Origin of the sequence: Microbacterium sp. S308A+, assembly GCF_049800815.1 — a bacterium.
GTDB lineage: Bacteria > Actinomycetota > Actinomycetes > Actinomycetales > Microbacteriaceae > Microbacterium.
Genome location: NZ_JBNAFT010000002.1, coordinates 503,996 through 528,018 on the forward strand (window position 1 = coordinate 503,996; position 24,023 = coordinate 528,018).

General features: G+C 69.5%; 21 protein-coding genes and 1 tRNA gene. 12 read left to right on the forward strand and 10 right to left on the reverse strand.

Annotation, left to right across the window (positions count from 1 at the left end; all coding sequences use genetic code 11):
• Positions 1-5: 5 nt before the first annotated feature.
• The 3 genes from ACP15J_RS08115 to ACP15J_RS08125 all read left to right on the forward strand — a co-directional run bounded on the left by ACP15J_RS08115 (position 6) and on the right by ACP15J_RS08125 (position 3,761).
• Positions 6-1,412: an NAD(P)/FAD-dependent oxidoreductase gene (locus ACP15J_RS08115; RefSeq protein WP_424936504.1), complete on the forward strand. Its 1,407-nt coding sequence runs from the start codon at positions 6-8 to the stop codon at positions 1,410-1,412.
• A 276-nt stretch (positions 1,413-1,688) separates the two neighbouring features.
• Positions 1,689-3,056 carry a glutamate decarboxylase gene (locus ACP15J_RS08120; protein ID WP_424936505.1) on the forward strand — a complete coding sequence of 456 codons (1,368 nt, stop codon included), beginning with the start codon at positions 1,689-1,691 and terminating at the stop codon, positions 3,054-3,056.
• A 435-nt stretch (positions 3,057-3,491) separates the two neighbouring features.
• The gene (locus ACP15J_RS08125) at positions 3,492-3,761 is read left to right on the forward strand and encodes a hypothetical protein (protein WP_424936506.1); all 270 of its coding nucleotides are present in this window, start codon (positions 3,492-3,494) and stop codon (positions 3,759-3,761) included.
• Positions 3,762-3,915: 154 nt separating this feature from the next.
• Here the strand turns inward: ACP15J_RS08125 and ACP15J_RS08130 are convergent.
• A tRNA-Leu gene (locus ACP15J_RS08130) sits at positions 3,916-3,988 on the reverse strand.
• Positions 3,989-4,053: 65 nt separating this feature from the next.
• Between ACP15J_RS08130 and ACP15J_RS08135 the strand changes: the two genes are divergently transcribed.
• The 3 genes from ACP15J_RS08135 to ACP15J_RS08145 all read left to right on the forward strand — a co-directional run bounded on the left by ACP15J_RS08135 (position 4,054) and on the right by ACP15J_RS08145 (position 7,290).
• The gene (locus tag ACP15J_RS08135; protein WP_424936507.1) at positions 4,054-5,322 is read left to right on the forward strand and encodes an alanine racemase; all 1,269 of its coding nucleotides are present in this window, start codon (positions 4,054-4,056) and stop codon (positions 5,320-5,322) included.
• Positions 5,319-6,632, forward strand: coding sequence for a D-arabinono-1,4-lactone oxidase (locus tag ACP15J_RS08140; RefSeq protein ID WP_424936508.1), 1,314 nt, complete (start codon positions 5,319-5,321; stop codon positions 6,630-6,632). Before ACP15J_RS08135 ends, ACP15J_RS08140 begins: the two co-directional genes overlap by 4 nt.
• A 79-nt stretch (positions 6,633-6,711) precedes the next feature.
• Positions 6,712-7,290: a LemA family protein gene (locus ACP15J_RS08145; protein ID WP_424936509.1), complete on the forward strand. Its 579-nt coding sequence runs from the start codon at positions 6,712-6,714 to the stop codon at positions 7,288-7,290.
• Between the two features lie 39 nt (positions 7,291-7,329).
• On the opposite strand, the gene ACP15J_RS08150 is transcribed toward ACP15J_RS08145, so the two are convergent.
• The 3 genes from ACP15J_RS08150 to ACP15J_RS08160 all read right to left on the reverse strand — a co-directional run bounded on the left by ACP15J_RS08150 (position 7,330) and on the right by ACP15J_RS08160 (position 10,296).
• A complete protein-coding gene (locus tag ACP15J_RS08150; protein WP_424936510.1) occupies positions 7,330-8,514 on the reverse strand; it encodes a PucR family transcriptional regulator in 1,185 nt (394 codons plus the stop codon).
• Positions 8,511-8,750 (reverse strand): hypothetical protein, encoded by a 240-nt coding sequence (locus ACP15J_RS08155; RefSeq protein ID WP_424936511.1) that lies wholly within the window; start codon positions 8,748-8,750, stop codon positions 8,511-8,513. The genes ACP15J_RS08150 and ACP15J_RS08155 overlap by 4 nt, the downstream gene beginning before the upstream one ends.
• A gap of 244 nt (positions 8,751-8,994) precedes the next feature.
• On the reverse strand, positions 8,995-10,296 hold the full coding sequence (locus tag ACP15J_RS08160; RefSeq protein WP_424936512.1) for a winged helix-turn-helix domain-containing protein: 1,302 nt from the start codon (positions 10,294-10,296) through the stop codon (positions 8,995-8,997).
• 61 nt (positions 10,297-10,357) lie between these two features.
• Between ACP15J_RS08160 and ACP15J_RS08165 the strand changes: the two genes are divergently transcribed.
• Both ACP15J_RS08165 and ilvA read left to right on the forward strand, forming a co-directional pair.
• Positions 10,358-11,536 carry an AI-2E family transporter gene (locus tag ACP15J_RS08165; protein WP_424936513.1) on the forward strand — a complete coding sequence of 393 codons (1,179 nt, stop codon included), beginning with the start codon at positions 10,358-10,360 and terminating at the stop codon, positions 11,534-11,536.
• On the forward strand, positions 11,533-12,771 hold the full coding sequence (gene ilvA, locus ACP15J_RS08170) for a threonine ammonia-lyase (protein WP_424936514.1): 1,239 nt from the start codon (positions 11,533-11,535) through the stop codon (positions 12,769-12,771). The genes ACP15J_RS08165 and ilvA overlap by 4 nt, the downstream gene beginning before the upstream one ends.
• Positions 12,772-12,858: 87 nt before the next feature.
• Here the strand turns inward: ilvA and greA are convergent, their stop codons facing one another.
• Positions 12,859-13,347, reverse strand: a complete 489-nt coding sequence (greA, locus tag ACP15J_RS08175; RefSeq protein ID WP_424936515.1) for a transcription elongation factor GreA — start codon at positions 13,345-13,347, stop codon at positions 12,859-12,861.
• 97 nt (positions 13,348-13,444) lie between these two features.
• Complete coding sequence (locus ACP15J_RS08180) at positions 13,445-13,831, reverse strand: DUF4307 domain-containing protein (protein ID WP_424936516.1); 387 nt, start codon at positions 13,829-13,831, stop codon at positions 13,445-13,447.
• Positions 13,832-13,898: 67 nt separating this feature from the next.
• On the opposite strand from ACP15J_RS08180, the gene ACP15J_RS08185 reads away from it, so the two are divergent.
• Positions 13,899-14,216 carry a hypothetical protein gene (locus tag ACP15J_RS08185; protein WP_424936517.1) on the forward strand — a complete coding sequence of 106 codons (318 nt, stop codon included), beginning with the start codon at positions 13,899-13,901 and terminating at the stop codon, positions 14,214-14,216.
• A gap of 29 nt (positions 14,217-14,245) precedes the next feature.
• Here the strand turns inward: ACP15J_RS08185 and trhA are convergent, their stop codons facing one another.
• Positions 14,246-14,986: a PAQR family membrane homeostasis protein TrhA gene (gene trhA / locus ACP15J_RS08190; RefSeq protein WP_424936518.1), complete on the reverse strand. Its 741-nt coding sequence runs from the start codon at positions 14,984-14,986 to the stop codon at positions 14,246-14,248.
• A 109-nt stretch (positions 14,987-15,095) separates the two neighbouring features.
• Between trhA and ACP15J_RS08195 the strand changes: the two genes are divergently transcribed.
• The 3 genes from ACP15J_RS08195 (at position 15,096) to ACP15J_RS08205 (ending at position 18,574) form a co-directional block, all read left to right on the forward strand.
• The gene (locus ACP15J_RS08195) at positions 15,096-15,878 is read left to right on the forward strand and encodes an isoprenyl transferase (protein WP_424936519.1); all 783 of its coding nucleotides are present in this window, start codon (positions 15,096-15,098) and stop codon (positions 15,876-15,878) included.
• 49 nt (positions 15,879-15,927) lie between these two features.
• Positions 15,928-17,052, forward strand: coding sequence for an aminotransferase class V-fold PLP-dependent enzyme (locus tag ACP15J_RS08200; RefSeq protein WP_424936520.1), 1,125 nt, complete (start codon positions 15,928-15,930; stop codon positions 17,050-17,052).
• A 193-nt stretch (positions 17,053-17,245) separates the two neighbouring features.
• Positions 17,246-18,574 carry a PhoH family protein gene (locus ACP15J_RS08205; protein ID WP_424980918.1) on the forward strand — a complete coding sequence of 443 codons (1,329 nt, stop codon included), beginning with the start codon at positions 17,246-17,248 and terminating at the stop codon, positions 18,572-18,574.
• A 46-nt stretch (positions 18,575-18,620) separates the two neighbouring features.
• Here ACP15J_RS08205 and ACP15J_RS08210 read toward each other — a convergent pair whose 3' ends face one another.
• The 3 genes from ACP15J_RS08210 to ACP15J_RS08220 form a co-directional block, all read right to left on the reverse strand.
• Positions 18,621-19,310: a class F sortase gene (locus tag ACP15J_RS08210; RefSeq protein ID WP_424936522.1), complete on the reverse strand. Its 690-nt coding sequence runs from the start codon at positions 19,308-19,310 to the stop codon at positions 18,621-18,623.
• A 141-nt stretch (positions 19,311-19,451) separates the two neighbouring features.
• Positions 19,452-20,918 carry a prealbumin-like fold domain-containing protein gene (locus tag ACP15J_RS08215; protein ID WP_424936523.1) on the reverse strand — a complete coding sequence of 489 codons (1,467 nt, stop codon included), beginning with the start codon at positions 20,916-20,918 and terminating at the stop codon, positions 19,452-19,454.
• A 651-nt stretch (positions 20,919-21,569) separates the two neighbouring features.
• Positions 21,570-23,906, reverse strand: coding sequence for a PhoX family protein (locus tag ACP15J_RS08220; RefSeq protein ID WP_424936524.1), 2,337 nt, complete (start codon positions 23,904-23,906; stop codon positions 21,570-21,572).
• Between the last annotated feature and the right edge of the window lie 117 nt (positions 23,907-24,023).

Genomic DNA, 24,023 nt, shown 5'->3' on the forward strand with positions numbered 1-24,023 from the left:
CTTCTGTGCCTAAGATCCTGATTGTCGGCGGAGGCTACGCGGGCTTCTACACCGCGTGGAAGCTCGAGAAGCGCCTGCGCAGGGGCGAGGCCGAGGTCACGATGGTCGACCCGCTCCCGTACATGACGTATCAGCCGTTCCTTCCGGAGGTCGCGGCAGGGTCCATCGAGGCGCGCCACTCCGTCGTCGCCCACCGGCGTCACCTCAAGCGCACCACCGTGCTCACCGCGAAGGTGACCGGCATCGACCACGCGAACAAGGTCGCCACGATCACCCCGCCGGTCGGCGAGTCATACGAGTTCGGGTACGACCAGATCGTCGTGACGGCCGGAGCGGTGTCCCGGACCTTCCCGATCCCCGGGATCGCCGACAACGCGATCGGCCTGAAGACGGTCGAGGAAGCGGTCGCGATCCGTGACCGGGTCATGTCGAACTTCGACAAGGCGGCGTCCCTCCCGCCGGGTCCGGCGCGTGACCGCCTGCTGACGGTCGTCGTGGTCGGTGGCGGATTCGCAGGCATCGAGGTCTTCGCGGAGCTCCGTTCGCTCTCGTCCGCGCTCGTGGCGAAGTATCCGCAGATCTCCTTCGAGGACACTCACTTCCACCTGATCGAGGCGATGGGGCGGATCATGCCCGAGGTCTCGCTCAAGACGAGCGAATGGGTGCTCAAGGACCTCGCCAAGCGCGGAGCGAACGTGCACCTCGACACACAGGTCACGGGAGCGGTCGACGGGAACGTCGAGCTCTCCACGGGAGAGGTCATCCCGACCGACGTCATCGTCTGGACGGCCGGTGTGATGGCCAACCCGACTGTCGTCCGCGGCGGCGACCTCCCCGTCGAGGAGAGGGGCCGTATCCGGACCCGCGCCGACCTGCGCGTGGGCACCGAGGAGGAGTTCGTCGAGGGGGCATGGGCGGCTGGCGATGTCTCCGCGGTCCCCGACCTCTCGGGCGGCGGTGTGGGAGGCTATTGCGTCCCCAACGCGCAGCATGCGGTTCGCCAGGCCAAGCTCCTGGCGAAGAACCTCGTCGCCGTGCTCCGCGGCGAGGAGACCAAGCAGTACTTCCACAAGAATCTCGGTGCCGTCGCAGGGCTCGGCCTCTACAACGGTGTGTTCCAGTCCGGCAAGATCGCGATCAAGGGCTTCTTTGCCTGGGTCGCGCACCGGGGTTACCACGGACTGGCGATGCCGTCGTGGGAGCGCAAGTGGCGTGTGCTGTGGGGCTGGTGGCACAACCTGTGGCTCGGTCGCGACATCGTGAACCTCGAGACCGTGCAGAACCCGCGTTACGTCTTCGAGGAGTTCGCCGCTCGTCCGCGCCCGGCTGCCGACGCGGCGCCGGTCGCCTCGGCGCCGGCGGAGAAGGCCAAGGCCGCTCCGGCAAAGGCGGAGAAGGCCGCCGCGTCCTGACGGATCTCTGCGACCCTCTGCGTGAATGCCCGTGTCCTCCGACACGGGCATTCGTCGTCTCCGGCGGGGGCCGGACGGCGGCGGGGTCGGTCGATCGGAGCCGCGCGGACGTGGGTCAGTGGAGGGCACGACGGGGGATGCGCCGGTGGGCACCCGTCGCGTGACCTTTCGACGGTAGCCGTGTCGGGGCGTCGCGGCGGTGCTATGGTGGCCCGCAATGCGCCGCGGCGCATCGGTCTCGTTCGTTCAGGCGCGTGACGCGAGGAGGTCTCGACCATGTCCGAGAAGCGCATCAGGGTGAACCCGTTGCATCGCCGTCCGGGGGACGCGTCGTCCGTCAGCAAGGACCGGATGCCGGCGCACAGCATGGACCCGCTGAGCGCGTACCACATCGTCCGTGACGAGACCATGCTCGACGGGAACGCCCGGCTCAACCTCGCCACGTTCGTCACCACCTGGATGGACGAGGAGGCGCAGCGGCTGTACGCGGACGCCTTCGACAAGAACATGATCGACAAGGACGAGTATCCGCAGACCGCGGCGATCGAGACCGCCTGCCAGCGGATGATCGCGGATCTCTGGCACGCGCCGGATCCGGACACTGCTCCGGCCACCTCGACGGTCGGCTCTTCCGAGGCCTGCATGCTCGCCGGCCTCGCGTTGAAGCGGCGGTGGCAGCACCGGCGGAAGGCGGCGGGCGCAGAAGTCGAGCGGCCCAACCTCGTGATGTCCAGTGCCGTCCAGGTGTGCTGGGAGAAGTTCTGCAACTACTTCGAGGTGGAGCCCCGTTTCGTGCCGGTCAGCGCCGAGCACCCGATGCTCGACGGGTCTCTCCTGGGCGACTACGTGGACGAGAACACCATCGGCGTCGTCGCGATCCTCGGCGTGACGTATACCGGTGCCTACGAGCCGGTCGGCGAGATCGCCGCCGCGCTGGACGAGATCGAGCGGCGACGGGGCCTCGATGTGCCGGTCCATGTGGATGCGGCGTCCGGCGGCATGGTCGCTCCCTTCCTCGACGAAGACCTCGTCTGGGACTTCCGGGTGCCCAGGGTCGCATCGATCAACACGTCGGGGCACAAGTACGGCCTGGTCTATCCGGGCCTGGGCTGGATCATCTGGCGCGACGAGGACGCGCTCCCCGAGTCGATGGTGTTCCGGGTGGACTATCTGGGCGGCGACATGCCGACGCTCGCGCTCAACTTCTCCCGACCCGGTGCGCAGGTGCTGCTCCAGTTCTATCTTTTCCTCCGCCTCGGGAGGGAGGGCTATGCCGAGGTCCAGGGCGCTTCGCGCGCGGTGGCCTCGTATCTTGCTGACGGGATCGGCGCGATCGACGCATTCGAGCTCGTGAGCGACGGCTCCACCATCCCGGTCTTCGCCTGGCGCCTGAAAGAAGGGCCACGGAACTGGACGCTCTACGACCTCTCCGACCGGCTGCGGATGCGGGGATGGCTCGTCCCCGCATACCCGCTCCCCGTCGACCTGCAGGAGATCGTCGTGCAGCGGATCGTCGTGCGCAACGGCATGACCCACGACCTCGCCGAGGCGTTGCTGAGGGCGCTCCGAGACGAGGTCGCCTACCTGGAGGCGCTGACGTCACCGCTGCCCCGCGGCGACGAGCGCGGCGGATTCCGTCACTGAGAAACCTCTTCGGGAGTCAGAGGGAAGACCCCCGCGGCGCTCCGTCGAGCCCATCTCCCCACGGCGACATATCCACCGGTACGGGCTCGGCGCGACGACCCGCCTCATGTCCGCCGCCGCATCGGCACGGATGCGAGCCGCATGGGATCGGCGCGCCGACCAGCATCTCGCCGTGCTCGAGGAGCACCGGGACCCGGCCGCCGCCGCGGCACGCTCCCGCGCTCATACGAAGGCCGCGCCCTGGGCCCCAGAGGTGCGTCCCGTCGGCAGCAGACCGGCCGTGCTACCCGGACGCCGGAGCAGTCGGCGATGCTTGGCGACGGCATCGACCTGCAGGCATGGGCAGACGCCGCCCGCGCCCTAGGCGGAGCAGCCTGGGGCGAGTTACCTTGGAGGAGTCGCCAACGAACGCCGGACGAGCGATGGTGACTTCGCATGCTGACAGAGATCGAGGTTCCCGTGGACCCCACATCGAACGCCGCACACGAGACCCACGCCAAGCGCCCCGGCGGCGGCGTCATCACCGGCTGGGTCGCCGTCTTTCTCGCCGGCCTCCTCGCCTTCCTTAACGCGACAACGGCAACGGAAGCCGGCTGGCGGGCGTTCTTCATCGCCTGCGGAGCAGTGCTGATCGTGGGAGGCGCGATCCTCATCGCACGCTGGTACCGCACGCAAGGCCGCTCCGAACAGCACAGCTCAGACTGAACCCGCCCTGACACGACGAAGACCCCGCACCCTCCGAGAATGGAGGGTGCGGGGTCTTCGTGCGGTGTCAAGCTGCTCGCAGGTAAGTATCGGATCCTGAGAATTTGGCCGATCGTTGCCCGTCGCGTTCTATGTTCTGAACAGGGATTACCGGTGCCCCCGCTGGGATTCGAACCCAGACTGAAGCGAGTTTAAGTCGCCTGCCTCTGCCGTTGGGCTACGGGGGCCTCCGCGCCAAGGGCACGATTCGAGCCTAATGCCGTGAAGCGGACGCACGCCGTAGGGTGGGGGAGTGCTCGACCTCACCGCCGAACAGAGCAGTATCGCCGCCAACGGTCTCCCGCGTCGCTCCGGGCCGTCCGCGAGGCGTCCGTGGGAGGACCCGGCTCGCTGGTGGCCCAGGCTGAGCACCGCCACGGTTCATCTTCCCGCGCCTGTCGGGGCGGTCGACCTCGACGCCCTTCGCTACAACGCGATGGACATGGCGGTGCGGGCGGGCGGTCTGCCGATCCGCGTCGCGACCAAGTCCGTCCGGGTGCGCGCGGTGCTCGATGCCGTCCTCCGTCTCCCCGGATACCGAGGCCTCTTGGCCTTCACCTTGCCCGAGGCGCTGTGGCTCGCCGAGGAGCACGACGACATCGTGCTCGCCTATCCGACCGTCGACCGGCAGGCCCTCGCTCGCCTGTTCTCCGACGACCGGGCCGCGGCACGCATCACACTCATGGTCGACGACCTCGCCCAGCTCGACCTCATCGACGCGGTCGCCCCTCCCGCACAGCGTCCGAGCGTCCGCGTCGCGATCGACGCCGACGCCTCTCTCCGCTCAGCGGCGCTCGGCCACATCGGCGTTCGCCGTTCGTCGCTCTACACGCCTGAGGAGGTCGCCCGATTCGCCCGGAAGGTCGCCGAGCGCGACGGCTTCCGCTTGGTGGGGCTGCAGATGTACGAGGCGCAGATCGCCGGGCAGGGCGACGCGACGGGGAGCGGCGACACGCTGATCCGCCTGGTGCAGGCACGGTCGAGGGAGGAGCTTCGAGCCCGGCGGATCGAGATCGTCCGCGCGGTCGAGGGGCTCGTCCCGCTGGAGTTCGTCACCGGCGGAGGGACCGGGTCGCTCGAGTTCTCCGGCGGCGACCACGCCCTCACGGAGATCACCGCGGGAAGCGGCCTGCTCGCCGGCCACCTCTTCGACGGCTATCGCTCCTTCTCGCCCGCGCCGGCGGCGGCGCTCGCCTTCGACGTTGTGCGCCGCCCCGCGCCGGACATCGCCACGGTCCTCGGCGGAGGGTGGATCGCCTCGGGTCCGGCGGTGGAGTCACGCCAGCCCCGGCCCGTCTGGCCGCGAGGTCTGCGGACGATGCCGCGCGAAGCGGCGGGTGAGGTCCAGACGCCGCTGCGCGGCCCTGAGGCGGCCGGCCTGAGGATCGGCGACCGCGTGTGGTTCCGGCACGCCAAGAGCGGCGAGGCAGCCGAGCGGATCGAGCGATATCACCTCGTGGACGGTGACCGGGTGATCGACGAGCTCCTCACCTATCGCGGTGAAGGGAAGGCGTTCCTGTGACCAGACCAGGTGGAACGTGGCAGAACTGGGGGCGGTCGGCATCCGTCCGTCCGATGCGGGTGGAGCGCCCGCGGAGCCCGGAGGGTGTGCAGCGCGCGGTCATCGCCGCAGGGAGGCAAGGGCTGCGAGTCAAAGCCGTCGGCGCCGGGCACAGCTTCACAGGCATCGCTGTCGCCCCGGACGTGCTCCTGGAGCTCGACGAGCTGCAGGGACTGGTGGCGGTGGACGAGGAACGGCAGAGAGCCACACTGCTCGCGGGGACCCGGCTGCACCGCATCCCGGGTCTTCTCGCGCCGTATGGACTCGCGATGGAGAACCTCGGCGACATCGACCGGCAGTCGATCTCCGGGGCGATCTCGACCGGCACCCATGGCACAGGGACGCGGTTCGGCGGTCTCGCCACGCAGGTGACCGGTGTCACGCTCATCACCGCCGCAGGGGAGTTCCTGCGGATCGACGAGGGGAACCAGCCCGAGCTCCTGCCCGCAGTCGCCCTGGGTCTCGGCGCCCTCGGCGTGATGGTGGAGGTCACCCTCCAGTGCGTCCCCGCGTTCGTGATGCACGAGATCGACAGGCCGGTGCCGCTGGAGGAACTCCTCACAGACGTCCATGAACGCGCGGCGGTGACCGACCACTTCGAGTTCTACTGGTTCCCGCACACCGATGTGGCTCTCACGAAGAGCACCGAGCGCCTGCCCGCCACCGCGACGCGCCGTCCTCTTCCGGTCGTGGGGAAGTGGATCGACGAGACGCTGCTCTCCAACGGCGTCTACCGGGCGGTGTGTGCGGCGGGAGCCGTGGTGCCGGCGATCACGCCTCCGTTCAGCAGGCTCGCCGTCCGCCTCACGGGTGATCGTGAGTACACCGACCTCTCGCATCGTGTCCTCACGCAGCGCCGCACCGTGCGGTTCCGCGAGATGGAGTACGCGATCCCTGCCGCGGAGGTCGTGCCCGCATTCCACGCGGTCAGGCAGCTCATCGCGCGGCGCGGATGGCGGATCGAGTTTCCGATCGAGGTGCGCTTCGCCGCCGCCGACGACCGTTGGCTCTCGACCGCTCACGGACGCGAGACGGCGTACATCGCGGTGCACCGCTATTGGCGACACGACCCCCGCGCGTACTTCGATGCGGTCGAGCGCATCATGCGCGAGCACGGTGGCCGACCGCACTGGGGGAAGCTTCACACCCTTGGCCATGAGGAGCTCGCAGACAGCTATCCGCGGTTCGGCGACTTCCTCGCGTTGCGGGAGCGGATGGACCCCGAACGTCGTTTCGGGAACCGCTATCTCTCCCGTGTGCTCGGCGAGTGAGGCTCGGTCCACGGTCCCAGGGGACGTCCGGAATCGGGGTCTAGGATGAGAGAAACGCGCTGAAGGGGGGCTGCCTTCCATGGAAGGGCTCGTTCCGGTTCTGATCGTCATCGGTGTGATCGTGGCGCTGGCGGTCATCGTCGGCATCTACCTCTGGTCGACGTACAACTCGCTCGTGCAGCTCAACGTGCGCGTGGACGAGGCCTGGAGCGACATCACCGTCCAGCTCAAGAGACGCGCGGATCTCGTGCCCAATCTCATCGAGACGGTGAAGGGCTATGCCTCCCACGAGAAGGCGGTGTTCGAGAACGTCACGCGCGCGAGGGCAGAGACCCTTGCCGCGCAGGGCCCGGCCGAGGCGGGAGTCGCCGAGGGGCATCTCCAGCAGGCGCTGAAGAGCCTCTTCGCGGTCGCCGAGGCGTACCCGCAGCTGCAGGCGAGCCAGAACTTCCTGCAGGTGCAGCATGCCTTGGTCGACACAGAGGACAAGGTCCAGGCGTCGCGCCGGTTCTACAACGGGGGCGTCCGAGAGCTGAACACCAAGATCAAGGTCTTCCCGAACAATCTCTTCGCCCGCAACCTCGGCTTCGCCGAGCGGGAGTTCTTCGAGGTCGTGGACGGCGCGGCGATCGCCGAGCCGCCTCGCGTCCAGTTCTGACCCGCGGAGGTCCCTGCGGGAGGGGGCTAGGCCGTCCTCCTAGCGGCGCTGCGGCTCGGGAGTGATCTGGACAGCGTAGGCTGCGGCCGCGAGCTCGGCCATCTCGCCAGGTCTGCTGACGCGATGACCGGTCAGGTCCTCGACCCGCCGGAGCCGATATCGGACCGTGTTGGGGTGGCAGTGCAGCAGTTTCGCCGACGCGGACGCCGACCCGCCGGCGTGGATGTAAGTGTCCAACGTCTTCAGGAGGACGATGCGATCGGTCTCCGGGAGATCGAGGACGGGTCCGAGGACCTCGTCGGCGAGTCGCCCGGCCTCCTGGAGGTCGGCGGCAATCATCGCGGCGATCGGGCTCGCCGCGATGGTGCGTACTCTCGTTCCGGTGTGCGCGGTCGCCAGAAGCGCGGCTCGCGCGAGCCGCAGCGCACGCGGGCCGTCGGTGCGGGAGCGGAAGGGCGGGCTCACGCCGACCCTCGCGGTGGAGGAGGTTCGGAGCACGGCGAGGACGTCGTCGATGGTGATGGCGCCGGAGAGCGCGACGACTCCGAGGTGAAGAGCGGGTGTGTGCCGCCAGCCCGAGACGCAGCCGCGCTCCGCGAGGTGACGGGCGATCCCGGGAAGCGTCTCCTCGCTCTGCGCGGCAACCACGACGAGATCGGCTTCGCGGGGGAATCCGAGGAGGAAGGCGGCTTCCCAGGGGCCTGTGCCCTCGCTGGCCTGCCCGGTCAGCAGCACCTCCACGAGCGCGGCACGACGGCGCTCCTGCGTGACCAGCCGCTCGGCCATGGCGGAGCGGTACGCCTCGGTGAGGGCGGCGGCATGCTTGTCGGCCGCGTCCCAGATCCGTGCCGAGACGGACAGCAGGCGAGTGAGCGGCTCCGTCCGCGTGCTTCCCGAGGCATGCTCGACGAGCGCGGTCCAGAGCACGCCGGACGCGATGCGGCAGATCTGCAGGACCTCGGGAAGGGGCGCATCCTGGTACGCCCGTCGCCGCCCTGTCCGCTCGGGGATGGAGAGGTCTGGAGGCGTGTCCGGATCGCAGAGCGAGCGCAGAAGGAAGCGGAGGTCGTCCTCGATCGATCCGCGAAGCTCTTCGGCGGAGACGCGCGTCCCGTCGCGATAGACCTCCAGGGTCTCGCCGGCGCGCCGGTACGTCTTCTCGACCAACGGCGGAAGAGGGAGCTCGCTCCACAGGGCGAGCTCGTCGGAGCATCCTGCCGTCATCGGCTCTCGATGGCGGCGAGCGCGGCGGGGTCGTTCCCGATCGCATGCGCTGCGGAGAGATCTCCTCGCTGATCGAGGGGCGCCACGAGAGGAGGGCTGCCCTTCCGCCCTCTCTTCGGTCCGGGAAGCGCACCCGAGTGCTCGTCATCGAACATCTGGAAGGAGCGGTCCGCCAACGCCGTGTGCACGCTCGCCGGTCGCGGCCGGTAGACGCGGGTGTTCTCTTCTCGTGTCATCTCTCGCACAACGCCCCCCTCTTGCGGTACTCGGTGCAGAACGACCGAGGATCAGGACATCCTCACAGCGCGGGAGCGAAGGTGTCGACCCTGCTCCGCAGGAGGAACATGTTTGGTCGTGAGTCCTCACGCTGTCGCCGCGAACGACACCGGTTGTCGTCGGATCCAACGTCTCCTGAGCGATGTGGACGTCGCGGGAGGGGGAAAGCGTTCGGCGGGTCCGGCGCTGGTGCAGCACCTCGCGTCACGCGACGGCGTCGACGTTCTCTGACTCCTCGGCCTGGGCCTGCGCGAACGCGGCTTCCGTCCGATGGTGATCGTGGCGCGTGGAGGTCGGGTGCAGCGCCTGCAGCACGGCGGCGAGGTCATCCGTCGCGTCGCCCCAGCGGGAGATCGAGACGTGCTCCAGTCCTTGCCATTCCGCGGCCCGGAGGAGCTCGGCGGCGATCCGCTCCGTGTCGTGCCCCGGTCGGGCCTGAGGCTCCCACCACGCCGACTGCACGCGCAGGGTGGAGGCCGGGCGGTCCGCTTTCAGATCGACGCGGGCCGCGATCCGGTCGCCGACGAGCACGGGGAGCGAGTAGTACCCGTAACGGCGCTGGGCCGCAGGGGTGTAGATCTCGATGCGGTAGTCCAGCTCGAAGGCGCGCAGTGCGCGATCGCGGAACCAGACGACCGGGTCGAACGGCGTGAGGAGGGCCGTCGCCTCGATCCGCCGGGGGAGCGAGGCATCCGCATGCAGCCACGCCGGGACCGGGCGCCCTCCGCGCTCCCAGCCGCGGACGCGGACCGACCGGACCTCTCCTGCCTCCTCCAGCTCTTCGAGGGCTCGCAGCACGGCCGGTCGGTCTTTGATCCGGTAATAGTCGGCGAGATCGGCCGCCGTCGCCACCCCGTGTGAGCGTGCGGCCCGACGCACCAGCTCGCGCACCGCCTCTTCGCGGGAGACGACACGCTCCCTGGCGCCGGCCGGGATGACGTGCTCGGCGAGAGCGTAACGGCGCTCGAAACCGGTCCGACCCGCGATCGCCACGTCGCCGATCCGCCAGAGATGCTCGAGAGCGTGCTTGACCTCGTCCCAATCCCACCAGGATCCACGGTTGCGAGGCGCGTCGCCACGGATGTCGGCGGGTCGCGACGGTCCGCGGTGACGGAGCTCGTCGCGGACCCAGTCGAGCGTCTGCGGTGACCCCCCGCCCCAGGATCCGCCGTTCCTGGCGCGGAAGGCCTCCATGCGGAAGCGCCATAGCGCCCAGTCGTCGATGGGGATGAAGGTCGCCTCGTGCGCGAGGTACTCGACGTAACGAGATGTGCGCGTGAGGAACGCGCGGTCGACGACTGCCGGATCATAGACGCCGAGCCGTGAGAACAGGGGCATGTAGTGCGAGCGGGCGAACACGTTCACGGAGTCGATCTGCAGCACGCCCATGCGCGCCATGGCGGTATGGACATGCCGCGCCTGAGGGTGCTCGGGCCGCCGTCGGGAGAAGCCCTGCGCGCCCAGGGCGACGCGGCGGGCCTCTGCGGCGCTGAGGGTGTCGGTCACGCCGTCAGCATACGGTCGGCGACCGACATCGGGCGGTCCGTGCGCGCCGTACACTTGGCGGATGAGCGACGAGAGCCGACCCCGCCTCCGCGACCTCCTCCAGAACCGGACCGTTTCGGGCGATCTCGACCAGACGTTGCCCTCCGGCCTGCGCATCGCGACCGCGTATGCCTGGCGGTTCCTCGTGATCGCCGCTGCGGTGGCCGCCTTCGTCTGGCTGGTCATCCAGCTGAAGCTCCTGGTCATCCCACTCCTGGTCGCGCTCCTCGTGGCGGCCCTGCTCTGGCCCGCTTTCGAGGCGATGATCCGTGGCCGTGTGCCGCGCTGGCTGGCGATCGTCGTCTGCGTCATCGGGACACTCGCGATCGTCTCCGGCCTCCTCTGGCTCGTGGTGTGGCAGATCACACAGCAGTGGAGCGATGTGCAGCATCGCACACAGGAGGCGATCGGCACCTTCCGTGCGTTCCTGATCGACGGCCCGTTCCATCTGTCGGCCGGCCAGATCGAGGAGTACATCTCGCAGGGGCTCGGGCTCCTCCAGGAACAGGCGCAGACGCTCTGGTCGGGAGCGCTCGCGATCGGCACGACCTTCGGGCATGTCGCGACCGGTGCCGTGCTCGCGCTCTTCATCCTCCTCTGCCTCCTGGCCGACGGCGCAGGGATCTGGCGCTGGAGCGTACGGCTCTTCCCCCAGAGCGCGCGAGCGGCGGTCGACGCTGCGGGGCGAAACGGGTGGTCCACCGTGGTCAACTACGCGCGCACGCAGCTGCTGGTCGCCACGATCGACGCGGTGGGCATCGGACTCGGCGCCTTCCTGCTCGGCGTCCCGCTGGCGATCCCCGTGGCGGTCCTGGTCTTCCTCGGCTCGTTCATCCCGATCGTCGGTGCCGTCGTCACCGGGGCGCTCGCGGTGTTCCTCGCGCTGGTCTACAACGGTCCGTGGATCGCGCTCTGGATGCTCGTCGTCGTGCTCGCAGTGCAGCAGCTGGAGGGGCACGTCCTGCAGCCGCTCCTCATGGGATCGGCCGTGAAGGTCCATCCGCTCGCCGTCGTGCTCGTCGTCGCAGGCGGGGCGATGATCGCCGGCATCCCCGGCGCGCTCTTCGCCGTGCCGTTGGCGGCGTTCGTGAACGTGGCGGCCGTCACCATCAGCAGCGGGGCCTGGCGCACCGGCGCCGATCCGAACGGGGACTACATCTGGAGCACCGTGCCACGGGCACGAAGAGGAGAGACACGATGACGACAGCCGATCAGATGCCGACCCTCGCCGAGATCGAGACCGCGGCCCGTGGTCTCGACGGCGTGGTCACGCACACACCCGCTCTGCCCTCGCGGGCGCTGGCGGACGCGATCGGCTCGCCGGTGCTGCTCAAGATGGAGAACCTTCAGCGCACCGGCTCGTTCAAGCTCCGCGGCGCCGTGCACCGCCTCTCGCGGCTCACTCCGGAAGAGCGCACCCGAGGGGTGGTGGCGGCCTCGGCCGGGAACCACGCACAGGGGGTGGCCTTCGCGGCGCAGGCGCTAGGAATCCCCGCGACGATCTTCATGCCGATCGGCGTGCCGGTGCCCAAGCTCCTCGCCACGCGCGGTTACGGCGCCGAGGTGGTGCTGGAGGGCGAGACGGTCGCCACCTCGCTCCGCCTCGCGGCCGAATACGCGGAGCGGACCGGAGCAGTGCTCATCCATCCCTTCGACCATCGCGACATCGTGGTGGGACAGGGGACCCTCGGGCTGGAGATCGTCGAGGACGTCCCCGACGTGGACACGGTCATCATGGGCATCGGCGGCGGAGGGCTCATCGCCGGTGTCGCCGCAGCGGTGAAGGCGGCCGCGGCTCAGCGCGGACGCGAGGTCAGGATCATCGGCGTCCAGGCGGCGAACGCCGCGGCGATGCCGCCGTCGCTCGAGGCAGGAGAGCCGGTGGAGATCCAGACGACGCCGACGATCGCGGACGGCATCCTCGTCGCCAGACCGGGCGACGTGCCGTTCGGGATCGTCCGTGCCCTCGTCGACGAGGTCGTCACGGTGACAGACGATGACATCGCCAGAGCGCTCCTCGTGCTCCTGGAGCAGGCGAAGGTCGTCGTCGAGCCCGCGGGCGCGGTCGGCGTGGCCGCCCTCCTGGCCGGGAAGGTCTCCGCGACGGGCACGACGGTCGCTGTGCTCTCGGGCGGCAACATCGATCCGCTGCTGCTGCAGCGCGTGGTCGCGCACGGTCTTGCCGCCTCAGGACGCTACCTCACGATCCGCATCCCGCTGCCGGATCGCCCTGGCCAGTTGGCCCGGGTCTCCGAGCTCATCGCGCACGCCGGCGCGAACGTCATCGAGGCGATGCACACGCGGCACGGTCACGGGCTGCAGATCAGCGAGGTGTTCCTCGAGCTGAGCGTGGAGACCCGAGGGGCGGAGCATTCCGAGCTGACGCTCGACACCCTCCGGGCTGCGGGCTTCGAGCCGATCGTCGTCCCGGACTGACCCGGCGAGGCCGGCTGACCGGCCGTCGGAAAGGGAGAGGCGCCGGCAACGTCCTCGGGACGTGCGGCGCCTCTCCGGCGAGGCCGGTCAGCCGGCGAAGGTCTCCACCTTCAGGATCTCGACCGCGATCGAACGTCCGCTCGGCGCCTCGTACGAGGTCTTCTCGCCGACCTTGAGACCCTGGATCGCGGAGCCGAGGGGGCTCGCCTCGCTGTACACGTCGAGGTCCGTGCCGCCGGCGATCTCGCGACTGCCGAGAAGGAACACCTCTTCGCCGCCGGCGACGAGCGCGGTCACCACGGTGCCGGGCTCGACCACGCCGCGGCTCGCCGGCGCCTCGCCGACCTTGGCGGTCTTCAGCAGCTGCTCGAGGGTGCGGATGCGGGCCTCCTGCTTGCCCTGCTCGTCCTTGGCGGCGTGGTATCCGCCGTTCTCCTTGAGGTCGCCCTCCTCGCGGGCCGCCTCGATGCGCTTCGCGATCTCCTCGCGGCCGACGGTGGACAGGTGCTCGAGCTCGGCGACGAGACGATCGTACGCCTCCTGCGTGAGGAAGGGGACCTGAGCGTCGTTCGACACGGCGATACTCCTTTGATTCGGATCCCGACGACGAAGCCCGTCGGGATATGGCAAGACGCCCCGGCACCGTGCCGGGGCGTCGTTGATCGAGACGAGCCTATGCGACCCAGCAGGAGTTCACCAAACCCGTCGTCGCCAGCCCCAGGGTCGGCACGGTCTCGACGAACGCCCTCGCATGCTCGGACGAGGCAGGGTACTCCACCACGCGCCAGCCGACGATCCCGAACTCCTCGTCCTGGGCCTCGACGATGCAGTGCACAGGTCGGTCGCGGGGTGCGGTGATCTGGAAGGACACGGTCACCGTGTGCTCGTCGACCACCTCATAGCCCGTACGTGTGGCCTCGACGTCGTCGGCTGTCGCCGCCACGGTGATCCACCCGGCTGCGCCCACGGCGAGGACCGAGAGGGATCCGAGGACGATCCAGGGGAGACGGCCGCGAGGGGTGCGTCCGTAGCGCTCGTCGAGCTGGGCGGGCGTCGTCACGGCGGGGCTCTTCCGATCGTTAGGCTGGTTGTTCCAGGCTAACGCGTGATTCCGGGAAGGCGGACACATGATCGATGCGCTTCTGCGGACGGCGGTCTCGCCGACTCCGTCGCCGACGCCCGCCGTCGACCCGACCCTCGTCACCCCCGGGCCGGTCGGCTTCGCAGTGATGGCGCTGCTCGTGGTCGTGGTGGTGGTGATCGTCTGGGACATGCAGCGCCGTATCCGTCGTGTGCGCTATCGCGAGGAGGTACGCGAGGAGCTCGACGCCGAAGAGCGGGCGGCAAAGGACGGAGTCGCCGAGGACGGCGCGCGCGCCACGGCGGTGGCCGACGAGCCGGGCGAGGACGGGATCTCGGGGCGCTGGCGACCCGATCCGCGCTGACAACCTCGCGTGACATCGCCGCGCGGGGGTCAGCCGGAAAGGCCGAGCGACGGCGACGCGGGTGAGAGCGCGATGAGAAGGCACGCGGTCCAGTGACAGAGGAACGCCAGGACCGTGCAGACGTGGAAGATCTCGTGGAACCCGAAGTGCCCCGGCCACGGGTTCGGGCGTTTGAGCGCGTAGACGACCGCGCCGAAGGTGTAGAGCAGCCCGCCGACGAGGACGAGCACCATCATCGCGACGTTCGCGTTCACGAGATCGACGATGTACATGACCGCAGCCCATCCGAGCAGGATGTACAGGGCCACGTAGAGCCAGCGCGGCGCGTTGATCCACAGCACGCGGAAGAGGATCCCGAGGATCGCTCCGCTCCACACGAGGACGAGCAGCAGGGTGCCTTTGCCGGGCGGCAGGGCGAGGGTTGCGATCGGCGTGTACGTGCCGGCGATGAGCAGCAGGATGTTCGCGTGGTCGATGCGCTTCAGGATGCCCTTGACGGTGGGGCCCCAGTTGAAGCGGTGATAGACCGCCGAGTTGCCGAAGAGGAGCAGGGAGGTGGCCATGAAGACCGCCGACGCCCACTTCGCCGGGGCGCCCTGGGCGAGGGCGATGAGCACCACGCCGGCGGCGATCGCGACGGGGAACGTCCCCGCATGGATCCAGCCGCGCCAGGTCGGCTTGATCTCGGCGTGCGCGTCCTCCGCCGCGGCGTCCAGCAGGGGGAGCTGAGGCACGTCGGGAACACGGGGGCGTGGGGTGGCTCTGCTCATGCGCACACTCTAAGCCGCTCCGCATTCCGTCGGCCGTACATATCCCGTGCGACCACGGGGAGTCGCGTCCCGCCCGGCGGTCGTCGTATCTGCACGGTAGCGTAGGGACGTGAGTGCTCGGTCAGATCAGGGGAGCGGTCCGCTCTACCGGCTCTACATCCGCCGCCTGCGGCGCCGGATGGACCCGTCGGCCATGCCGCATCACGTCGCGATGATGATCGACGGCAACAGACGCTGGGCCCGACAGCTCGGCTATGCGTCGGCTGCGCACGGCCATCGTGCCGGTGCGGCGAAGATGCGTGAGTTCCTGGGCTGGTGTGACGACCTGGGGATCCGAGTCGTCTCGCTGTACCTGCTGTCGGCGGACAACATCGTCAAGCGCGACTCGGCTGAGATCACGGACCTGATCGAGATCATCGGCGAGCTCGCCGATGCGCTGTCCCACGAAGGGAACTGGCGGGTCAAGCACGTAGGCCGGGCAGAGATCCTGCCCGAGCCTCTTGCCCGCGTTCTCGCCGAGGCCGAGGAGCGCACCCACGGGCACACGGGACTCCACGTCAACCTCGCTGTCGGCTACGGCGGACGCAACGAGATCGTCGACGCGGTGCGAAGCATCGTGTCTCACCATGAGGCCTCCGGAGGGACGCTCGAGGATCTGGCCGCGCACCTGACGCCGGAGATGATCGGCGAGCATCTCTACACGGGAGGACAGCCCGACCCCGACCTCGTGATCCGCACGAGCGGCGAGCAACGCCTGAGCGACTTCCTGCTGTGGCAGAGCGCGCACAGCGAGTTCTACTTCGTCGAGGCGTTGGGTCCTGATCTGCGTGAGGTCGACTTCCTGCGTGCGATCCGCGACTACGCCGACCGCGATCGCCGTTTCGGCAAGTGACCGTGCGAGTCCCCCGCTGGCGCGGAGGCGTCCGTGCCAGACTGGCGCGGTGAACGCGATCCAGGACTACCTCGACTCCTTCGCCGAGACGACGGGCTATCTGAACTGGGGCGCCTTCGGACCCATCTCCCCCGTGGTGCGTGCGGCGACGGTCTCCGACACCGCGCTCCTCTCGACCGGACGCTCCGATGCGCTCGCCGAGGTCTGGGAGCGGGCGACGGAGGCGCGCACGGGCCTCGCGGCGATGCTGGACGCGTCAGTCGACGAGATCACACTGCACGCGGCGTCCTCGCCGGCCCTCCAGCATGCGCTCGCCGGGCTTCGTGGTCACGTCGTCGCCTCGGCCGCGGAGTTCCCGAGCGTCACCGTGACGCTCGACCGTGCCGCCGCGGCGTCCCGCGGCGTGCTCGTCCCCCGCTGGATCGCGCCTCCGGCAACGTATGTCACCCCGGAGGCGGTGGCCGATGCGCTGGACGACGAGGTCACGGCGCTGATCGTCAGCCACGTCGACTTCCGCAGCGGCTACCGTGCCGATCTCGGGGCGCTTCGTGACGTCCTCGGTCCCCGCCGGCTCCTCATCGTCGACGCCGTGCAGTCGTTCGGCGTGGTGGACGACGATCTCACTGTCGCGGACGTGGTCGTCGGACACGGCTACAAGTGGCTGCGAGCCGGGCGCGGCACCGGCTTCGCGCGCTTCACCGCACGCGCGAGGGAGCAGATCGAGCCGGTGCTCAGCGGGTTCACGGCGACCAGCGCCCCGGGGCTTCCGGCCGACGAGCTTCCTCCGCCGGCGGCGACCGGACAGGCCTATGCGACGAGCTCGCCCGACCACCTCGCGGCCGGGCGCCTGGCCGCTGCCCTGGGTGAGGTCGGGGCGGTGGGGGTGCCGGCGATCGCCGAACGGCTTGCGGCGAACGTCGATCTGGTGATCGAGAGCGCAGACCGCCACGGCGTGCCCGTGTCCTCTCCGCGGGAGCGGGAGCAGCGGGCGGGTCTCGTCGTGCTGACGCCCGCGGACGCGACCGGTCTCGGCATGGTCTTGGCGGAGGCCGGCATCACGGTGACGGTGCGCGACGGTGCTGTGCGCGTCGCGCCCCACGCCGGGACCGATGCGGAGACCCTCGATCTGCTGGACGACGCGCTGGCATCCGCGAGGAAGTTCATCTCCCGGTAACCGGACTGTCGCGTGTCGGAGCACGAGGACGACCCCTTGCGGTCGTACGTTCAGGGCATCGGGCACGGTGCCCGATCGGGTCGGCCTTCGGATCGCGACTCGTGGCCCCTGGTCGACTCGCCTAGCACCGGGAAGGATCCCGGGTCGGGAGAGGGTCGTGGCCGCACAGTCCATCAACAAGGCAGCACACCGGATCACCGCCGAGACCGAGGCGGCGTCCCCGCTCGATCAGGAGCTTCGCACCTATGTGCTCGACACGTCCGTGCTCCTGTCCGATCCGCACGCGTTCTTCCGTTTCGCCGAGCACTCCATCGTCCTCCCGGTCGTCGTGATCGGCGAACTGGAGGCCAAGCGTCATGACCCTGAGCTCGGCTTCTTCGCGCGAAAGGCGCTGCGCCACCTCGATGAGCTGCGGGTCGAGCACGGGCGGTTGGACTTCCCCGTTCCGATCGGCGAGGGCGGCACTCTTCGTGTCGAGCTGAACAACACCGACCAGAGCGTGCTTCCGAGCGGGATCCGACTGAACGACAACGACAGTCGCATCCTCGCGGTCGCGATGCACCTCGCCCAGGACGGCCAGGACGTCACGATCGTCTCGAAGGACCTGCCGATGCGCGTCAAGGCGGCCTCGCTGGGCCTGAACGCAGAGGAGTACCTGGCGGAGCAGGCGGTGGACTCGGGATGGACCGGGATCGCGACGCTGAACCTGTCCGGTGACGAGATCAGCGATCTCTACGAGAGCGAGGTCGGCTCCAGCGAGGAGGCACGGGGTCTTCCGGCGAACACGGGCCTGATCATCCATTCCGAGCGCGGAGCGGCGCTCGGGCGGATGACCGGCGACGGAGAGTTCGCGCTCGTCCGGGGCGACCGCGAGGTGTTCGGCCTGCACGGTCGCTCGGCGGAGCAGCGCATCGCGATCGACCTGCTCCTCGACCCGGACGTGGGAATCGTCTCGCTCGGCGGCAGGGCGGGGACAGGGAAGTCGGCGCTCGCGCTCTGCGCCGGGCTGGAGGCCGTCCTGGAACGCCACCAGCAGAAGAAGATCATCGTCTTCCGGCCGCTTTTCGCCGTCGGCGGTCAGGAGCTGGGATATCTGCCCGGCGACCAGGGGGAGAAGATGAACCCCTGGGGTCAGGCGGTCTATGACACGCTCGGCTCGGTCGTCTCCGGGAACGTCCTGGACGAGGTCGTGGAGCGGGGGATGCTCGAGGTCCTTCCACTCACGCACATTCGTGGACGCTCGCTGCATGACGCCTTCGTGATCGTCGATGAGGCGCAGTCCTTGGAACGAAACGTCCTCCTCACCGTCCTGAGTCGCATGGGACAGAACTCCCGTGTCGTCCTGACACACGATGTCGGACAGCGCGACAACCTGCGGGTCGGGCGTCACGACGGCATCGCCAGCGTGATCGAGACGCTCAAGGGGCATGATCTGTTCGGGCACGTGACGCTGCAGCGTTCCGAGCGATCCGCGATCGCGGCCTTGGTGACCGAGCTCCTGGAGGGTGGCGAGCTCAGCTGAGGGCAGGAGGGGCACCGGCTGCCCGGTGCCCCTCCTGTCGCGACGGTCACGACACCGGCACGGCCGTGACGACGAGGTTGTCAGCGAACTGGGCGGCGGCTCCGACGGACGTGTCGATACGACCGGCGCAGGTGACGAGGACGAGCTGACGGGGGCCGGCGGTGGCCCACATCGACGGGTCGAGGCCGTCCCTGGCCACGACCGTGGCGGCGGTGACGTACCAGTGCCGTCGGGCACCGGCGCCGTCGGCGGTGACGATCCGATCGCCGGGTCGGAGCGCTGACAGGCGCGCCATCGGCGCGAACCGGCCTGTCCGGTCCACGACGTGTCCGGCGATGAACGTCGATCCGGTCTCGGCCTCCAGGGGCGCGCCGTCGGTGAAGACGGCCGCCTTCTCGGGGCTGGGGACGGCGAAGTCGCCCTTGTCGTCGAGGCCGAGGGGGACGAGCGGGACACGAAGCCCCGCAGCCGGAGCGCTGAGCATGTGCGGGCCGAGATCCTCGGCGATCGGAGCGGGCGAGGGAGTGACCTGATCCGGAGACAGCGTGAAGACTCTCGGGGCCTCCAGCGCTGCCCGTGTCGTCGCCGTTCCCGCATGATCGAGGAGGCGGGCGAATCCGAGGCAGGCGACGATCGCCCCCGCCGCCGTGATGAGGACGAGGACGATCGCGACCGTGATCCGTGGGCCACGGCGGGTCGACGGCGCGCCCTGGCGGGATGTCTCCGTGAACGTCATGGGGCCTTCCTGTGTGAGGCGGAGAAGCGGGGCCTGTGCTCCGTTTCGGGGGAGCACAGGGCACAGGCCCCTGGGTGACCCGTGAGGAGGGGACGCTCGGGTCCGCTCCCGCCCCACGGGTCGGTCTTTGTCACCCGGCGGTCATTCGGCGGCGCTCGGACCCGTGTCCGAGCGCCCAGGCCGTGTGCGGAGCATGAGAGGGGCGGTCGCCACGCCCGCGACCGCGAGGCCGCCGAGGCCGGTCATCCCGAGGGAGAGGAGGAGGTCGTCCTGCGCGAGAGGGCCGCCCGTGTGCGCCCTCGGGCCTACGGGTGCGCCCGCGGACTCCGGCGTGGCCGACGGGGCGACGGACGCAGGGCTCGGCGTGGGGACGGGGGACGGGGCCGGCGTGTTGACGATCGCCCCGAACGACGGGTTCATGTCGCTGCCGCGGACCACGGTCGTGAAGGCCTTATCCGTCCTGTCGTAGCCGGCGGGGGCCTTTGTCTCGGTGAGCATGTAGGAGCCCTTCAGGATCCCCTCGACGCGGATCCTCCCGGCGTCCACGTCCCTGTCCAGCGGGCCGTTGTCGGCGACGGTCCTGTCGTAGCCGGACGGGCCGATGAGGCGGAACTCGGCGCCGCCCAGCAGTCGGCCTTCCCCGTCCTCCTTGGACCAGGACAGCGAACCTCGGTACCCGTTGGCCTCGCCGCCGCCGGTGTCGTAGAGCATGTCGTACCTCGCGGTCAGATCGCCCGCGGTCGCGGTGTTGGTGAGGACCGTGTCATCGGGCACGTCGCCGTCAACCGTCATGTCGTACGCGACCCAGTACGCCTGCCTGCCGGTGTCGTTGACACTGTCGGGCGTGAAGGCCACGGTGAACGAGTGAGAGGTCTCGTCGTACGAGACGCTGTAGAGGGACGGGTCAAGGATCGTGGTGGTGATGGCGCCGCTCGCGTCCCGCACCCTGGTCTGTGCGAACAGGCTCTCCTTCCTCAGCCGGGTCCTCGGGTCGTACACGTCGCGCACGACGAGTCCCGCACGGGTCAGGTCGTCGCCCGGGATACCGAAGTAGTAGTGGATGGTCCCGTCCGCATCCTCCGTATGGCCCTTGTAGAGCGTCGAGGGGAGGCCGCCCTGACGGGCCATGATCTGAGTGTCGGTGTGCAGCGTCCGGCCCGTTCCGGTGCTCCAGTCCAGGCCCGCGCCGTTCGTGGGTCGCGTCGCGATGACGGTGAACGTCGCCTCGCCGCTCACCCGGCCGTGGGTGCTGACGTAGTCGGTGAAGGTACAGAAGGCGGTCGTGGCGGTGACGGCGCAGTCGGCGACCGGCACGCCTGCCGGGTCCGTGATCGTCCGCGACCCCAGCCGACCTTCGACCTTGTCGCTGAAGTTGATCGTCACCCGGTCTCCTTCGACGGCATCCTCCGGAACCGTGTAGACGACGGTGACGTCGATGGTGGTTCCCGTCTCCACGGTCCTCGGTGCGGTGGAGAGGTCCACGATGGTGTCGATCTCCTCTGCCTGTGCGGCAGGAGCGACGGCGAGCGCCGTTCCCGCGCCGACCAACAAGGCGACGGCCGCGCCGGTCAACGCTCGGATTCCCGAGCGTGTGGTCGTCTTGCTCATGCGTTGATTCCCCATTCGGTTCTTCTCTGTTGCGAGTCGGAAGCGGCTGTCTGCGCGGCTGGACCGGCACGGAGCCGCCGTCGATCGCGCTGGCCTCGCCCCGGCCGCGTGCCGCACGCCGGCACATATGGCGTCGTCGAGGCGGGAGTCGTGTTCGGTTCGTCCGCTGCGGAGCCGGTCTCAGACACGGCTGCCGTCGGAATCCGGCGCAGCACGGCGCCATCGTCTGCCGGCGGCTCTGATCCGCAGCAACTCGTCCCGCTCGTCAGCAGGCCATCCCGCCCGTCTCGACGAGTCGGTGCCGTCGTCGGCCAGGGCTGTGTCTGCTTAGGCTGTTCTGCTGGCACGCGTCGAGGAGTCCTGTAGGACCCGCATCACACGCATGCCGACCGTCTCGGCCGAGATGCCGGAACGGTTCCAGCGATACCCGGTCGGTGCCGCTGCTCCTTTTGACACGGTCCCGGCGGATAGAGGCTCGTCGACCGTATCGTGCCGCCACGACTCGGCCGCCCCCGCGCCCAACTCGATGACACGTAATACATTACTGTATTTTTCCACCGCGTCCATCATTTTTGATGAGTCGAGAGAGGCGGCAGATGCGAGGCGTCGTGGGGCGACGTCCGCGAGAAGGTTGTCTCTGCGAAAGCCGGATCAGGCCTCGTCCGTCGGATCCTCTTCGTCGGCCGCGGCATCGCGGCGTCTGCGCGAGGCGAGGAAGGCGAGTCCGGCGACTGTCAGCGCCCCCGCTCCCGCCAGGAGCGCGCCCACGCCGCCGCCGCCCGTCGTGGCCAAGCTGCCGGCCTCGGAAGCAGGCGGGATCACGGGCGTCGGCGAGGCGCTCCCGGTCGGTACGGACGACGGAACGGGTGTGGGCGTCGGTGTCGGGGTGGAGGTCGGTGTCGGAGTGGGCGTCGGAGCCGTGAGGGGGAAGACCTGGACGATGGACGGGCGCGGCACGACGGTCGAGCCGCCGCCGGCGGTCATGAGCGGCGCGGGCCTCATGGCGTCGGGGAACCGGGAGGACGGCGCCTCGAACGAGCCGTCCTCGCCCGGGTGCTGGACCGCCACGAAGACGTGGCCCTCCTCGTCATGGATGACCGGTCCGCACGTCTCCGCCTCGCGCGGAACCGAGAGGAACTGCTCGACCTTCCCCCGCTCGGGTCCGTCCAGGACCACACGGAAGAGGCCGTCGTTGTAGCCGATCGTGCTGGGTGCGCCGTCCGTGGAGATCCACAGGTTTCCCGCCGAGTCGAACGCGAGGTTGTCCGGGCAGGAGATGGGCGAGACCTGGTCCGCCGGGAAGCCGGAGAAGTAGGCCGTGGGGTTGGTGGCGGGATCCCCGGCGACGAGGAGGAGCGTCCAGGTGAAGGTCCTCGCCGTCTGGTCCCCGGCGCTCTCGGTGATCTCCACGATGTGCCCGTCACGGTTCTGCGCACGCGGATTGACCTCGTCTGCCGGGGCCTTGCCACTGGTGCCGCGGTTGCTGTTGTTGGTGCAGGCCACGTAGACGCGCCCGGTCGCAGGGTGCGGTTGCACGTCCTCCGGCCGGTCCATCTTGGTGGCGCCCGCCCGGTCCGCGGCGATCCTGGTGTACACGAGGACCTCTTCGACGGTCATTCCCTCGATGGCCGAGACGCCGTCGAGGACGAGCGGGAGCCACTCCCCGGTGCCGCCGAAGCCGCCGTCGGAGGGGACGGCGCCGGACCCGTCGATCTCCGCGGCCGGCGAGTCTCCGGAGAAACGGGCGACGAACAGGTCACCGTGCTCCAGGAGGGTCATGTTGTGAGCGCGGTCGCCGTCGACGAAGGAGTCCCGGGAGACGAACTTGTAGAGGTAGTCGAAGCGCTCGTCGTCCCCGGTGTAGGCGACGACCTTCCCGTTCGCCGCCACGATGACGTTCGCGCCCTCATGCTTGAGGCGCCCGAGAGAGGTGTGCTTGCGCGGCGTCGAGGTGGGGTCGGTGGGGTCGACCTCGACGATCCAGCCGAATCGGTTGACCTCGTTCTCGTAGCCCGGGGTGCGGGCGTCGAAGCGCTGGTCCACCTCTTCCCAGCCACGCGCGGTCGCGGCGTCTTGCAAGCCATAGCGGCGATCCGTCGCCGAGACGCCCTCGGAGCGGAAGTAGCCGTTGAAGTTCTCCTCCCCGCTGAGGATCGTCCCCCAGGGCGTCGTCCCGCCTGAGCAGTTTCCGAAGGTGCCCAGAGGCGTGGTGCCCGCCGGATCATCGACGGTCCGCAGGAGAGCGGAGCCCGCGGCGGGCCCGGTGAAGGCATAGGGGGTGTCGTCAAGGAAACGACGGTTCAGCGGCGCTCCGACGACCGGCGTCCAGGGCGCGGTCTCGTCCTCTCGCCGCAGCTCCACCACACTCAGGCCGTGGGCCTTGAGCCCGACCCGACGCACCCGGTCGGGGTCGTCCGTGAGCTGCGAGGAGGGGAACATGATCCCCTCGTTGGTGTACTCGTGGTTGACGAAGAGGATCGCCGTGGTCGCTGAGGTGCGGATGACGTCGGTGTAGTCGACGTTGTAGCCGAACTGCCGAGCCTGCGCGTCCGGCGTCTGGTCGTTCACGTCGAAAGCCGGGCTGTCGGCGAACAGCGGGTCACCCCAACGGATGATCGGCGTCCAGTCGAAGCCTTCCGGCACGACGAAGCCGTCGACGGTGTGGGCGATCGGCTCGATCGGCGCGAAACCGAAGGCGCCGCCCGCGCCGACCGGCGCCAGGGGCATCCCCGTCGAAGCGGTCGCGGGCTGCACGCCGGAAAGAGCGGGAGCGAGGACGATCGTGGCGGCTCCGACGGCGCCGAGGCCGAACAGCGCGCGCCGAGAGAGCTGGGCATCCACGATGTCGCGGAAGTAGCCGTTGGACGACACGTTGCAGACGCCCTTGGAGCATGCATCTCCGCATTTCAGGTGGCAGGTGACGGCGCTGCGCTTGCCCTTGACGTGCTGCGCCATGGGCAGCGAGGTGCGACCGACGTTGATGACCATGTGAGCTCTCCTTGGCGCGGGAACGGCGGCCGGCCATCTGCCGGACCGGCTGTCTCCGCAGGACAGCACAGCAATCTCCGGTGTCCGGATGGTGACGCCCATCCGAAATCGGGGTGA